Source organism: Streptomyces sp. NPDC034037, assembly GCF_055575715.1.
The window spans coordinates 143,371-157,499 of the sequence record NZ_JBVISC010000011.1; the positions used below are offsets into that span (position 1 = coordinate 143,371).

8 protein-coding genes are annotated in these 14,129 nt (G+C 72.6%); 7 read left to right on the forward strand and 1 reads right to left on the reverse strand.

Features of this window, described 5'->3' with window-relative positions:
• Positions 1-302: 302 nt before the first annotated feature.
• Positions 303-1,637, reverse strand: a complete 1,335-nt coding sequence (gabT, locus tag ACZ516_RS30515; protein ID WP_469012769.1) for a 4-aminobutyrate--2-oxoglutarate transaminase — start codon at positions 1,635-1,637, stop codon at positions 303-305.
• 275 nt (positions 1,638-1,912) lie between these two features.
• On the opposite strand from gabT, the gene ACZ516_RS30520 reads away from it, so the two are divergent.
• The 7 genes from ACZ516_RS30520 to ispG all read left to right on the forward strand — a co-directional run bounded on the left by ACZ516_RS30520 (position 1,913) and on the right by ispG (position 13,970).
• Positions 1,913-4,315: an ATP/GTP-binding protein gene (locus ACZ516_RS30520; RefSeq protein ID WP_469012772.1), complete on the forward strand. Its 2,403-nt coding sequence runs from the start codon at positions 1,913-1,915 to the stop codon at positions 4,313-4,315.
• Between the two features lie 123 nt (positions 4,316-4,438).
• Positions 4,439-6,151 (forward strand): PucR family transcriptional regulator, encoded by a 1,713-nt coding sequence (locus tag ACZ516_RS30525; protein WP_361083355.1) that lies wholly within the window; start codon positions 4,439-4,441, stop codon positions 6,149-6,151.
• Between the two features lie 158 nt (positions 6,152-6,309).
• A complete protein-coding gene (locus ACZ516_RS30530) occupies positions 6,310-7,755 on the forward strand; it encodes an aldehyde dehydrogenase family protein (RefSeq protein WP_358913830.1) in 1,446 nt (481 codons plus the stop codon).
• 226 nt (positions 7,756-7,981) lie between these two features.
• Positions 7,982-9,919, forward strand: coding sequence for an acyl-CoA dehydrogenase family protein (locus ACZ516_RS30535; protein ID WP_358913829.1), 1,938 nt, complete (start codon positions 7,982-7,984; stop codon positions 9,917-9,919).
• A gap of 115 nt (positions 9,920-10,034) precedes the next feature.
• Positions 10,035-11,321 (forward strand): 1-deoxy-D-xylulose-5-phosphate reductoisomerase, encoded by a 1,287-nt coding sequence (dxr, locus tag ACZ516_RS30540; RefSeq protein WP_361083359.1) that lies wholly within the window; start codon positions 10,035-10,037, stop codon positions 11,319-11,321.
• On the forward strand, positions 11,318-12,619 hold the full coding sequence (locus tag ACZ516_RS30545) for a M50 family metallopeptidase (RefSeq protein WP_469012775.1): 1,302 nt from the start codon (positions 11,318-11,320) through the stop codon (positions 12,617-12,619). The genes dxr and ACZ516_RS30545 overlap by 4 nt, the downstream gene beginning before the upstream one ends.
• A gap of 193 nt (positions 12,620-12,812) precedes the next feature.
• On the forward strand, positions 12,813-13,970 hold the full coding sequence (gene ispG / locus ACZ516_RS30550; protein WP_358587974.1) for a flavodoxin-dependent (E)-4-hydroxy-3-methylbut-2-enyl-diphosphate synthase: 1,158 nt from the start codon (positions 12,813-12,815) through the stop codon (positions 13,968-13,970).
• Positions 13,971-14,129 lie beyond the last annotated feature (159 nt).

Genomic DNA, 14,129 nt, shown 5'->3' on the forward strand with positions numbered 1-14,129 from the left:
CGGGGCGGTCGGGAGGACCGGGGCGCCGCGCGCCCCGGGGGGTGTGGGGCGTGCGGCCGTCCGATCGGTGAGGAGTTCCGGGGCCAGGGGCCCCGGGGGTGTGCGCGAAGGCACGGCCGGGACGGGGCCGGGGAGGCTCCGCCCTGGCGTCGCCCACCGTTTCCTGTGGGCGGGGTGTCTCTCTCATCTGCGGAAAACCGTACGGCAGAGGGGGGCGGGCCGACAGGCACCTCGGCAACCTGCCATGGGGCCCGCACACCTTCTTCACACGCCCCGACGCCCGCCCCGACGCCCGTCCGGACTCAGAGCCCGGCGAAGGCGCCCTCGATGATGTCCAGGCCCTCGTTCAGCAGTTCGTCACCGATGACCAGCGGCGGCAGGAAGCGCAGCACGTTGCCGTAAGTGCCGCAGGTCAGGACCAGCAGGCCCTCCGCGTGGCAAGCCTTGGCCAGGGCGGCGGTGGCCTCCGGGTTGGGCTCCTTGGTCGCGCGGTCCTTGACCAGCTCGACGGCGATCATGGCGCCGCGGCCGCGGACGTCACCGATGATGTCGAACTTCTCGGCCATCGCGGTGAGGCGGGCCTTCATGGTGGCCTCGATGCTCTTCGCCTTGGCGTTGAGGTCGAGCTCCTTCATCGTCTCGATGGCGCCGAGCGCACCGGCGCAGGCCACCGGGTTGCCGCCGTAGGTGCCGCCGAGGCCGCCCGCGTGCGGGGCGTCCATGATCTCGGCGCGGCCGGTCACGGCGGCGAGCGGCAGACCGCCCGCGATGCCCTTGGCGGTGGTGATCAGGTCGGGGACGATGCCCTCGTCCTCACAGGCGAACCACTGGCCGGTGCGGCAGAAGCCGGACTGGATCTCATCCGCCACGAAGACGATGCCGTTGTCGTTCGCGAACTTCACGATGGCGGGCAGGAAGCCCTTCGCGGGCTCGATGAAGCCGCCCTCGCCGAGCACCGGCTCGATGATGATCGCGGCGACGTTCTCCGCGCCGACCTGCTTGGTGATCTGGTCGATGGCCTGCTCGGCGGCCTCGGGGCCGGCGTTCTCGGCGCCGGTCGGCCAGCGGTAGCCGTAGGCGACCGGGACGCGGTAGACCTCGGGGGCGAACGGGCCGAAGCCGTGCTTGTACGGCATGTTCTTGGCGGTCAGCGCCATCGTGAGGTTCGTACGGCCGTGGTAGCCGTGGTCGAAGACGACGACGGCCTGGCGCTTGGTGTACGCACGGGCGATCTTGACGGCGTTCTCGACGGCCTCGGCGCCGGAGTTGAACAGCGCCGACTTCTTCTCGTGGTCGCCCGGCGTCAGCTCGGCGAGCGCCTCGGCGACGGCCACGTAGCCCTCGTACGGCGTGACCATGAAACAGGTGTGCGTGAAGTCCTGGAGCTGGGCGGAGGCGCGGCGCACCACGGCCTCGGCGGAGGCGCCCACGGACGTCACGGCGATGCCGGAGCCGAAGTCGATCATCCGGTTGCCGTCGACGTCCTCGATGATGCCGCCGTCCGCGCGAGCGGTGAAGACGGGCAGCACGGAGCCCACACCACCGGCGACCACGGCGGCACGGCGGGCCTGCAGTTCCTGCGACTTCGGACCGGGAATGGCGGTGACGACGCGGCGCTCCTGCGGGATGTCGCTCATGCGGGGCTCCTGTATTTCTCGGGTTGAACGGCTGTGCCGGCGCCGGGCGACGGGATTGCCTGGTTCGACGGGGGTTTCTCGCAGATTAGGGGTGGGACGGGCGGCCGGTCATGCTCCATCGGGGTGGGGTCGCTCGGCAGGGTTGTCCGACTTGGACACAAGGCGCCGTACGGCCGCGCGCAGGGACCGGGCGCGTAACCGGTGAACTCCCCACCCGCTGGCACTAGATTGAGCCCGGATCGACGGACGGACCGGCAGGTCAGGGGGCAACGGCCATGGACACCGAGGGCACGCACGGGGCACGCGACGGGCAGCGGGCCGCACCGGCACCGCGCCCGGCCCCACCGGCGCCCCCCGCCGCGCCGCCGATGCCCCGGCGGCCGCCCGGCGACGACCGCCCCGCCACCGTCGCCGACTGGCTCGCCGCCCCCCGCCCCCAGGCCGCCCCGGGCATCTGGCGCTACCGCCACCGGCCCCCCGCGCCCGAGGCCGAGACCGAGGGCGCCGACCGGCGCCTGGTCGTCGGCATGGTGATCTCCACCCTGCTCGGCCTGCTGTTCTGGTCGCTGTGGCGCCAGGGGAGCATCCCCTACCAGTGGGCCCTGCTGAAGCTGTTCACCCCGGGGGAGTGGTGGTGGATCGGCAGCACCCAGCCCAAGACGTGGCAGGGCACCGACGCCCGGATCGTCTACGACGGGGTGGTCTTCGGCGCGCTGGTGTACACCGTGGGACGGCTCGGCGCCTGGCCCGACTCGATCCGCCACTTCGTGGTGCGGCGCCCGCAGCCGTCCCGCACCGTGCTCGCCTCCGTCGCCGCGGTGGCCGCCCTGGCCTTCGTCTGGCCGAGCGCCCTCGGCCTCGACATGCGGCCGCTGCCCGTCGCCGACCCCGTCTTCTCCCTGGTCGCGCTGGTCACGGGCGGCTACGAGGTCTTCGCCTCACCCGTGGTCATCGACGCCCTGTACGGCCTGATCACGCTCGCCGTGCTGTGGCCCTTCGCCCGGATCGGCGGCTGGTGGCAGGCGGTCCGCGAGGCCAGGAGCGCCGGCGCGCGCCGCCCCGCCCCGCCCCGTCCCCCCGCCGCCCCCGCGCACGCCCACTGGCCCGAGCTGCGCGCGGCCGGCCAGGACAAGACGGCGGACCTGCTCTGCGGCGAACTGCTCGCCGGTCGCATGACCGACGTCGACTGCGCCCGCCTCGCCCACGCCTGGCGCACGGCCGCCCCCGACCCGGCCGCCCTCGCCGGGTTCGTCGACACCGTCGCGAGGAACGGCGCCGCCGCCTGGGTCCACCCCTCGGGCCAGCGCGACCTGCCGGCCCGCGCCGCCGTCCACGACCTGCTCACCGGCCAGGTCAGGATCGGCCGCTTCGCGAAGGACGAACGCAACCCCCACGCCGTACGCGAGGCGGGCGCGGCCCTCGACCGGAGGGTGCTCGGCACCTCGCTGCTCGCCGTGGGCCCCTCCGGCGCCGGCAAGACCGGCCGCCTCATGCGGCCCGTCGCCGAGTCGCTCGCCCTCGGCGCCCTCACCGGACAGTGCGCGGTCGTCGTGGTGTGCGCGGCCGGCACCCGGCTGGGCGCCGACGAGACGTACGACGTCGTGGTCAAACCCGGTGACCCGGCGTCCGTCCACGACATAGACCTGTACGCGGACTGCGCCGACGCGGACGAGGCGGCCTCCTTCCTCGCCGAGGGCCTGGTCGGCGACCTCGAAGCCGTCGACACCCGGCGCGCCGCCACCACCCTCGCCCAGCTGCTCGGCCCCTACCGCGCCCTGCACGGACGTTTCCCCTCCGTGCCCGTGCTGCGGGAACTGCTCGAAGGGGACCCCGCCGCGCTCACCGCCCTCCAGGCGGGCCTCGGCGTGGGAGAACACGCCGCCATGCGCCGTGAGCTGGACGCCCGCATCCGCCAGTCCGGTTCCCCCAACGACCCGGGCCCCGCGCTCGCCGACCGGCTCGCCCTGCTCGACCGGCCCGCGTTCGCCGACTTCTTCGACCCTGGCGGCGACGGGCACCCCTTCTCCATGCGGGCCGTCGCCCACCACCCGCTGCGCGTGCGCGTGGACCTGCCCGAACACGGCCACGAGGAAGCCTCGCGGCTGCTGGCGCGCCTGCTGCTCGCCCAGTTCACCTACGTGGCGCGCGGCCGTGCCCGTCGTACGCACTTCGTCGGACTGATCCTCGACGACGCCTCCCGCACGCTCACCGCCGAGAGCGTGCGCGCCATCCAGCGGCTGCGCTCGCTGAACGCCGGCGTCGTGCTGGGCCTGCGCACCATAGGAGAGGTGCCGGAGGCGCTCCAGGGGCCGCTGTACGCGGCGGTCGGCTGCCGGATGGCCTTCTCCGGGGTGACGACGTGGGACGGGCGCCGGTTCACCGAGGCCTGGGGCACCGAGTGGATCGAGACCAAGGAAGTCGCCCAGCACACCGTCTTCGCCGACCAGCCGATGACACGGGCGCTGCACTCGCTGCGCAAGCTCGTCACCGGCAAGGCGGTGACCACGGACGCGGTCACCGTACGCAAGATCGAGCGGGAGCGCTGGTCCGCCTCCGACCTCGCCCACGCGCTGCCGCCCGGCCACGCCGTGCTCTCGCTCACCACCGTGGACGGCGAGCACGCGCCACCGCTGCTCGTAGATCTGCGGAGCGGGGCGGCGGTCGGCCAGACCGGGTGAGGACGGGTGCGGACGGCGGGCTTCCGTCTTGTCCCCACCGTACGGTGAGGCAGAATCGACACAGGTCGTTCATACGGACCGGCCAAAAGATCCACCCCACACCGCCGCAGACCTGAAGGTCCCATGCCGCCCACGCTCGCCTCGCTCGTCCACCACTCCGCGCTCAAGCTGACCGTGCGTGCGGGCGAGGAGCGCCTGGACACCCCCGTGCGCTGGGCGCACGCGAGCGAGCTCGCCGATCCGGTGCCCTACATGGAGGGCGGCGAGCTGCTCCTGATCACCGCGCTCAAGCTGGACGCGGAGGACCCGCAGGCCATGCGGCGCTACGTGAAGCGGCTCGCGGGCGCCGGCGTCGTCGGCCTCGGCTTCGCCGTCGGCGTCCACTACCCGGACATCCCCAAGGCCCTCCTGGACGCCGCCACCGAGGCGAACCTGCCGCTCATCGAGGTGCCCCGGCGCACCCCGTTCCTCGCCATCAGCAAGGCCGTCTCCGCCGCCATCGCCGAGGAGCAGTACCGCGCCGTCACCGCCGGCTTCTCCGCCCAGCGCGAGCTGACCAAACAGGCGCTCAGCGACGGCCCCGAGGGCCTGCTGCTCGCGCTCGCCGGACAGGTCGACGGCTGGGCCGCGCTGTACGACGCCTCGGGCGCCGTCGTCGCCACCGCCCCGGAGTGGGCCACGCGCCGCGCCGCCCGCCTCACCGCCGACGTCGAGCGCCTCAGGGAGCGGCCCGCGCCCGCCAGCTCGGTCGTCGCCGGCGCCGAGGACCGCGTCGAGCTGCACTCGCTGGGCACCGGCCGCAGACCGCGCGCCGCCCTCGCCGTCGGCACGGCCTCCACCCTCGGCACCGCCGAGCGCTACGCCGTGCACTCCGCCATCGCCCTGCTCACCCTGACCACCGAGCGCTCCCGCTCCCTGCACGCCGCCGAGCAGCGCATCGGCGCCGCCGTGCTGCGCATGCTGCTCGCGGGGGAGCCCGACCACGCGCGGACCGTCGCGGGCGACCTCTACGGAAGCCTCCTGGACGCCCCTTTCCGGCTCGTCGTCGCCGAGGTGGCCTCCGCCTCGGCGGCCCGGGTGCGGGCGGGCGCGGCACCCGGCGAGGGCGCCGAGAGCGGCGCTGCTCCGGCACAGACCGCCGCCCCCGCCTCGGCCTCCGCCGCGGTCCTCGCCGTGGCGGCCGACGCCTCGGGCGGCGGCGATCCGCTCGCCGCGCTCGTCGACGTCGTCGACGCCGCCGCCGCCCGCTCCGGCGAGGCACTGCTCGTCGTCCCCTACGGCCGCCGGCTGGTGCTGCTGGTCGTGGACGGCGGCGCGGCGGCGCGGGCCTGCGCGCAGTACGCGGCGGCCCTGGAGGCCGGGCGGGGCGCCGCGGGGCGCGAGGCCACGGCGTCCGGCGAGGAGGCCGAGCTGGTGATGGGCCTGTCCGCGCCGGCCGGGCCGATCGCCGCCGCCACCGCGTACAAGCAGGCCGAGCAGGCACTGTCCGTCGCCCGCAGGCGCGGGCGGGCGCTCGTCGAGCACGAGGAGCTGGCCGCCGGATCGGTGCTGCCGCTGCTCGCCGACGACGCGGTGCGCGCCTTCGCCGACGGACTGCTCCGGGCCCTGCGCGAGCACGACGCGACGGGCCGCGGCGACCTCGTGGCCTCGCTGCGGGCCTGGCTCTCGCGGCACGGCCAGTGGGACGCGGCGGCGGCGGACCTCGGCGTCCACCGGCACACCCTGCGCTACCGCATGCGCCGGGTCGAGGAGATCCTCGGCCGCTCGCTGGACGACCCCGACGTCCGCATGGAGCTGTGGCTCTCGCTGAAGGCGACGTCGACGGGATCGGACTGAGCCGGACGCCTTCCGCGTACAAGGACTCCCGCCCCTGCCAAAGCGGTGCGACGCCCCCCGGCAGTACTCCGAGTCGGACAAACGCTCCGGACTTCCGCTGCCCCTACGGTGAGGGACGTACCTCCAGACACAGCTCCGCGGAAGGGCCGGGAATTCGCATGACTTCCATCCACGCCTTCTGGCTCGCCGGTCGCCAGACCACCGGCGAGACCACGTTCGACGTCACCTCGCCCTGGGACGGGCGGCTCGTCGCCAAGGCGGCCGTCCCGACCGACGCCCAGGTCGAGGAGGCCGTGGCCGCCGCGTACGCCGTGCGCGACGAGTTCGCCGCGACCCCGGCCCACGCCCGCGCCGCCGCCCTCGACCACGTGAGCCGCCGGCTCGTCGAGCGCACCGAGGAGATCGCGCAGCTCATCTCCGCCGAGAACGGCAAGCCGATCAAGTGGGCCCGCGGCGAGGTGGGCCGCGCGGTCTCCGTCTTCCGGTTCGCCGCGGAGGAGGCCCGCCGCTTCAACGGCGGCGAGGCCCAGCGCCTGGACACCGACGCCGGCGGCCAGGGCCGCCTCGCCCTGACGCGCCGTTTCCCCAAGGGCGTCGTCCTCGGCATCGCGCCGTTCAACTTCCCGCTGAACCTCTGCGCGCACAAGGTCGCCCCGGCCATCGCCGTCGGCGCGCCGATCATCCTGAAGCCGGCCCCCGCGACCCCGCTGTCCGGCCTGATCCTCGGCGAGCTGCTCGCCGAGACCGAGCTGCCCGCCGGCTCCTGGTCGGTCCTGCCGGTCGCCAACGACAAGATGCCCGCCCTCGTCCAGGACGAGCGTCTGCCGGTCATCTCCTTCACCGGCTCCGACAAGGTCGGCTACGCGATCATGGACTCGGTGCCGCGCAAGCACTGCACCCTGGAGCTGGGCGGCAACGGCGCTGCCGTCGTCCTCGACGACTTCTCCTCGGACGAGGACCTGGACTGGGCCGCCTCGCGGATCGCGACCTTCTCCAACTACCAGGGCGGCCAGTCCTGCATCTCCGTGCAGCGGGTCATCGCCGACGCCACCGTCTACGACCGGCTCGTGGAGCGCGTCGTCAAGGCCGTCGAGGCCCAGGTCACCGGCGACCCCGCCGACCCGGCGACCGAGGTCGGCCCGCTGGTCAACGAGGACGCCGCCAAGCGCGTGGAGTCCTGGGTCGACGAGGCCGTCCAGGCGGGCGCGCGGCTGCTCACCGGCGGCAAGCGCGACGGCGCCACGTACGCGCCGACCGTCCTCGCCGACGTGCCGGCCGAGGTGACCCTCGCCCGCGAGGAGGTCTTCGGACCGGTCCTCACCCTCAAGAAGGTGAACGGCGAGGCCGAGGCGTTCGCCGCCGTCAACGACTCCAAGTACGGCCTCCAGGCGGGCGTCTTCACGCACGACCTGCAGACCGCCTTCCGCGCGCACCGCGCCCTGGAGGTCGGCGGCGTGGTCATCGGCGACGCCCCCTCCTACCGCGCCGACCAGATGCCCTACGGCGGCGTCAAGCAGTCCGGCGTCGGCCGCGAGGGCGTCCGCTACGCGATGGAGGACTACACCTACGAGCGCGTCATGGTGCTGACGGGCCTCGCCCTGTAGGCGACGTCATCCCAAGGACACGGCCGGAGCCCACTGTGCGGGGGCTCCGGCCGTTCGCGTGCGGACGCGGGGTTGGGGCCCGGCGTACGGACGGGCGCATCTCGTACGAACGCCGCGCGAGGACTGGTGGGGTCGGGACGAATGGGGTACCAACGATCCAGTAGCACCAGCCGGTAACCGAAGACCGAAGCAGCATCCGACCCCTCTGCGCGGCGAGGTGAGCTTCATGACCGCACCAACCCCCAAGCCGTCCGTGAGCGAACGCGAGGCCCGGCAGGTCGCCGAGGCGGCGCGCGAACAGGACTGGCGAAAGCCGAGCTTCGCCAAGGAACTCTTCCTCGGCCGCTTCCGGCTCGACCTGGTCCACCCGCACCCCCTGCCCGCCGACGAGGACGCGCGGCGCGGCGAGGAGTTCCTCGCCCGGCTCCGCGACTTCTGCGAGACGAAGGTCGACTCGGCCCGCATCGAACGCGAGGCGCGCATCCCCGACGAGGTCGTCAAGGGCCTCAAGGAACTCGGCGCCCTCGGCATGAAGATCGACACGAAGTACGGCGGACTCGGCCTCACCCAGGTCTACTACAACAAGGCCCTCGCCCTCGCCGGCTCCGCGAGCCCCGCGATCGGCGCGCTGCTCTCCGCGCACCAGTCGATCGGCGTACCGCAGCCCCTGAAGATCTTCGGCACCCAGGAGCAGAAGGACGCCTTCCTGCCGCGCTGCGCCACCACCGACATCTCGGCGTTCCTGCTGACCGAGCCGGACGTCGGCTCCGACCCGGCCCGCCTGGCCACCACGGCCGTGCCGGACGGCGACGACTACGTCCTGGACGGCGTGAAGCTGTGGACCACCAACGGTGTCGTCGCGGACCTGCTCGTCGTGATGGCGCGAGTGCCGAAGTCCGAGGGTCACAAGGGCGGCATCACGGCGTTCGTCGTCGAGGCGACCGCCGAGGGCGTCACCGTGGAGAACCGCAACGCGTTCATGGGCCTGCGCGGCCTGGAGAACGGCGTGACCCGCTTCCACCGGGTGCGCGTCCCGGCCGCGAACCGCATCGGCCCCGAAGGCGCGGGCCTGAAGATCGCCCTCACCACCCTCAACACCGGGCGGCTCTCCCTGCCCGCCATGTGCGTCGGCGCCGGCAAGTGGTGCCTGAAGATCGCCCGCGAGTGGTCCGGGGCCCGCGAGCAGTGGGGCAAGCCCGTCGCGTACCACGAGGCGGTCGGTGCGAAGATCTCCTTCATCGCGGCGACGACGTTCGCCCTCGAAGCCGTCCTCGACCTCTCCTCGCAGATGGCCGACGAGGACCGCAACGACATCCGCATCGAGGCCGCCCTCGCCAAGCTCTACGGCTCCGAGATGGCCTGGCTGATGGCCGACGAACTGGTCCAGATCCGCGGCGGCCGCGGCTTCGAGACCGCCGAGTCCCTCGCGGCCCGCGGCGAGCGCGCCGTGCCGGCCGAGCAGATCCTTCGCGACCTGCGCATCAACCGCATCTTCGAGGGCTCCACGGAGATCATGCACCTGCTGATCGCCCGCGAGGCCGTCGACGCCCACCTGAAGGTCGCGGGCGACCTCATCGACCCCGACAAGACCCTCACCGACAAGGCGCGGGCGGGCGCGCGGGCCGGCGGCTTCTACGCGCGCTGGCTGCCGAAGCTGGTCGCGGGCCCGGGCCAGCTCCCGCGCTCCTACGCCGAGTTCCACCCGCCCGGCCACGTCGACCTCTCCGGCCATCTGCGCTACGTGGAGCGCGGCGCCCGCAAGCTGGCCCGCTCCACCTTCTACGCCATGTCCCGCTGGCAGGGAAAGCTGGAGAGCAAACAGGGCTTCCTCGGCCGGATCGTCGACATCGGGGCCGAACTGTTCGCGATGAGCGCGGCCTGCGTACGCGCCGAACTCCTGCGCACCACCGAGGACCACGGCCGCGAGGCCTATCAGCTGGCCGACGCCTTCTGCCGCCAGTCCCGCATCCGCGTGGAGGAACTCTTCGCCCGCCTGTGGACCAACACCGACGACCTCGACCGCAAGGTGGTCAAGGGCGTCCTGTCCGGCACCTACACCTGGCTCGAAGCGGGCGTCATCGACTCCTCCGGCGAAGGCCCCTGGATCGCGGAAGCCGCCCCCGGCCCCTCCACACGCGACAACGTCCACCGTCCCATCCGCTGAGGCGACCGGGAAAAGTCGGGACATTTCCCGAAGCAAGCCGTACGGAGGCCGACACCTCCCCGCCCGCCGGGCGCGCGCGGTCCGGGCGGGGAGGCGCAGCGGCCACAATGGGGGCATGAGCGACAGCCCATCTCCCCTCGCCGACCCGCATCGCGTCTTCGACCCCCTCCCCGTCACCGACGGCAGGGACGGGACGGGGCCGCGGGACATCGTCATCCTCGGGTCCACGGGTTCGATCGGCACCCAGGCCATCGACCTCGTCCTGCGCAACCCCGACCGGTTCCGCGTCACCGCGCTCTCCGCCGCGGGCGGCCGCGTCGGCCTCCTCGCCGAGCAGGCCCGCCGGCTGCGGGTGCGCACCGTCGCCGTCGCCCGCGAGGACGTCGTACCGGCGCTGCGCGAGGCCCTGGCGGGGCAGTACGAGGCGGGGGAGGCGCTCCCCGAGATCCTGGCCGGACCGGACGCCGCGACGCAGGTCGCCGCCTCCGCCTGCCACACGGTCCTCAACGGCATCACCGGTTCCATCGGCCTCGCGCCGACGCTCGCCGCTCTCGAAGCGGGCCGCACCCTCGCGCTCGCCAACAAGGAATCCCTGATCGTCGGCGGCCCGCTCGTCAAGGCGATCGCCGCGCCCGGCCAGATCATCCCGGTCGACTCCGAGCACGCGGCCCTCTTCCAGGCGCTGGCGGCCGGCACCCGCGCCGATGTGCGCAGGCTCGTCGTCACCGCCTCCGGCGGCCCCTTCCGGGGACGCACCAAGGCCGACCTCGCGCACGTCACCCCCGAGGACGCGCTCGCGCACCCCACCTGGGCCATGGGCCCCGTGATCACCGTCAACAGCGCCACGCTGGTCAACAAGGGCCTGGAGGTCATCGAGGCGCACCTCCTCTACGACATCCCCTTCGACCGCATCGAGGTCGTCGTGCACCCGCAGTCCTACGTGCACTCCATGGTGGAGTTCACCGACGGCTCGACCCTCGCCCAGGCCACCCCACCCGACATGCGCGGCCCGATCGCCATCGGCATCGGCTGGCCCGAACGGGTGCCCGACGCGGCGCCCGCCTTCGACTGGACCAAGGCGTCGAGCTGGGAGTTCTTCCCCCTCGACGAAGAGGCGTTCCCCTCGGTCGGCCTCGCCCGGCACGTCGGACAGCTCGCGGGCACGGCCCCGGCGGTGTTCAATGCCGCCAACGAGGAGTGCGTGGACGCGTTCCTCAAGGGCGCGCTGCCCTTCAACGGCATCATGGAGACGGTGACGCGGGTGGTGGACGAACACGGCGACCCCGGCACGGCGGCGTCGGGAACTTCCCTGACCGTCGCGGACGTCCTCGAAGCGGAGACCTGGGCGCGCGCCCGGGCACGCGAACTGGCAGCCAAGACGACCGCGGAGGCTCGTGCATGACGACCTTGATGATGATCCTCGGGATAGTCGTCTTCGTGATCGGGCTGCTCTTCTCGATCGCCTGGCACGAGCTGGGGCACCTGTCGACCGCCAAGATGTTCGGCATCCGCGTGCCGCAGTACATGGTCGGCTTCGGCCCGACCCTGTTCTCGCGCAAGAAGGGCGACACCGAGTACGGCATCAAGGCGATCCCCCTCGGCGGCTACATCCGCATGATCGGCATGTTCCCGCCGGGAGCCGACGGCCGCATAGAGGCCCGCTCGACGTCCCCCTGGCGCGGCATGATCGAGGACGCCCGCTCGGCGGCCTTCGAGGAGCTGAAGCCGGGCGACGAGAGCCGCCTCTTCTACACGCGCAAGCCCTGGAAGCGCGTGATCGTGATGTTCGCCGGGCCCTTCATGAACCTCGTCCTCGCCGTGGCGATCTTCCTCGGCGTGATGATGACGTTCGGTATCAGCACCCAGACCACCCAGGTCGGCAAGGTCTCGGACTGCGTCATCCAGCAGAGCGAGAACCGCGCCAAGTGCGAGAAGGGCGACAAGGCCGCGCCCGCCAAGGCGGCCGGCCTGAAGCCCGGCGACAAGATCGTCGCCTTCCAGGGCCGGCCCGTCGACGACTGGTCCACGCTCCAGTCGCGGATCCGCGGGACCATCGGCCCGGCCACCCTCACGGTCGAGCGCGACGGCAAGCGCCTGGACATGCACGCCGACCTCATCAAGAACCAGGTCACCAAGACCGACGGCGAGGGCGCCTACGTGGAGGGCAAGTACGTCTACGCCGGCTTCCTCGGCTTCACCCCCGCCACCGGCATCGTCCAGCAGTCCTTCGGCGACTCCGTGGAGCGCATGGGCGACATGATGGAGAGCGGCGTCGAGTCGATCATCGCCCTGCCGTCCAAGATCCCCGACCTGTGGGACGCGGCGTTCGGCGACGGGGAGCGCAAGCAGGACTCGCCCATGGGCGTGGTCGGCGCCGCGCGCGTCGGCGGTGACGTGTTCACCCTGGACATCCCGCCGCAGAACCAGATCGCGATGATGCTGTTCCTCATCGCGGGCTTCAACCTCTCGCTGTTCCTCTTCAACATGCTGCCGCTGCTCCCGCTCGACGGCGGGCACATCGCGGGCGCCCTGTGGGAGTCCGTGCGCCGCAACGTGGCGAAGGTGCTGCGCCGGCCCGACCCGGGCCCGTTCGACGTGGCGAAGCTGATGCCGGTCGCCTACGTGGTGGCGGGGATCTTCATCTGCTTCACGATCCTGGTGCTCATCGCGGACGTGGTGAATCCGGTGCGGATCTCCTAGCCCTACGTGGTGCACGGCGGCCCGGCGCGGACCGTGCCGGGCCGCCTTCCATCGGGTGGTCTTGCGGACGTGATGTGCCCGGGCCCCCCGGGGTGCCGTAATCTCGAAGCCCGGAGCCCGCCGATCTCGGGAGCGAGATCCACACTCCGGTGACCCGCACTCTGTGATCCACACTCTTGGGGATGCTCGCCAGATGACTGCCGTATCGCTCGGAATCCCGTCCGTTCCGACCAAGCTCGCCGACCGCAGGGTCAGCCGCAAGATCCAGGTCGGTTCGGTGGCCGTCGGCGGCGACGCGCCCGTGTCGGTGCAGTCGATGACGACCACGCGTACGTCGGACATCGGGGCCACGCTCCAGCAGATCGCCGAGCTGACGGCGTCCGGCTGCCAGATCGTGCGCGTCGCCTGCCCCACGCAGGACGACGCCGACGCGCTGCCCGTCATCGCCAAGAAGTCGCAGATCCCGGTGATCGCGGACATCCACTTCCAGCCGAAGTACGTGTTCGCGGCGATCGACGCGGGCTGCGCGGCGGTGCGGGTGAACCCGGGCAACATCAAGCAGTTCGACGACAAGGTCAAGGAGATCGCGCGCGCCGCCAAGGACGCGGGCACGCCGATCCGCATCGGCGTCAACGCCGGCTCCCTGGACGCCCGTCTCCTGAAGAAGTACGGCAAGGCGACCCCCGAGGCCCTCGTCGAGTCGGCCCTGTGGGAGGCGTCCCTCTTCGAGGAGCACGACTTCCGGGACATCAAGATCTCGGTCAAGCACAACGACCCGGTGGTCATGGTCAACGCCTACCGCCAGCTCGCGGCCCAGTGCGACTACCCCCTGCACCTCGGCGTCACCGAGGCCGGTCCCGCCTTCCAGGGCACGATCAAGTCGGCGGTCGCGTTCGGCGCGCTGCTCTCCGAGGGCATCGGCGACACGATCCGCGTCTCCCTCTCGGCTCCCCCGGCGGAGGAGATCAAGGTCGGCATCCAGATCCTGGAGTCCCTCAACCTCCGCCAGCGCCGCCTGGAGATCGTCTCCTGCCCCTCCTGCGGCCGCGCCCAGGTGGACGTCTACAAGCTGGCCGAGGAGGTCACGGCGGGCCTCGACGGCATGGAGGTCCCGCTGCGCGTCGCGGTCATGGGCTGCGTGGTGAACGGCCCCGGCGAGGCCCGCGAGGCCGACCTCGGCGTCGCCTCCGGCAACGGCAAGGGCCAGATCTTCGTCAAGGGCGAGGTCATCAAGACCGTCCCGGAGTCGAAGATCGTGGAGACGCTCATCGAAGAGGCGCTGAAGATCGCCGAACAGATGGAAAAGGACGGCGTCCCCTCCGGCGAACCCACAGTAGCCATCGCCGGCTGACCCCCCCGGCCCACGCCGGTACGGTTCCAACCCGCCCCTTTCCCACACTGCCCCGCCGCTCCCCAAGCGCCGGGGCACCCCCATCTCCCCACCTCACCCCCTCAGGACCCCACCCTCTCGCCTGCGGCGCCCCCAGCCCCCCCCGCCCCTACGGCACCC

Bases quoted from the DNA above. Each gene is read 5' to 3' on its own strand.
- gabT (WP_469012769.1), bottom strand. From the start codon at position 1,637: ATGAGCGACATCCCGCAGGAGCGCCGCGTCGTCACCGCCATTCCCGGT.
- ACZ516_RS30530 (WP_358913830.1), top strand. From the start codon at position 6,310: ATGACTTCCATCCACGCCTTCTGGCTCGCCGGTCGCCAGACCACCGGC.
- ACZ516_RS30525 (WP_361083355.1), top strand. From the start codon at position 4,439: ATGCCGCCCACGCTCGCCTCGCTCGTCCACCACTCCGCGCTCAAGCTG.
- ACZ516_RS30535 (WP_358913829.1), top strand. From the start codon at position 7,982: ATGACCGCACCAACCCCCAAGCCGTCCGTGAGCGAACGCGAGGCCCGG.
- dxr (WP_361083359.1), top strand. From the start codon at position 10,035: ATGAGCGACAGCCCATCTCCCCTCGCCGACCCGCATCGCGTCTTCGAC.
- ACZ516_RS30520 (WP_469012772.1), top strand. From the start codon at position 1,913: ATGGACACCGAGGGCACGCACGGGGCACGCGACGGGCAGCGGGCCGCA.
- ispG (WP_358587974.1), top strand. From the start codon at position 12,813: ATGACTGCCGTATCGCTCGGAATCCCGTCCGTTCCGACCAAGCTCGCC.
- ACZ516_RS30545 (WP_469012775.1), top strand. From the start codon at position 11,318: ATGACGACCTTGATGATGATCCTCGGGATAGTCGTCTTCGTGATCGGG.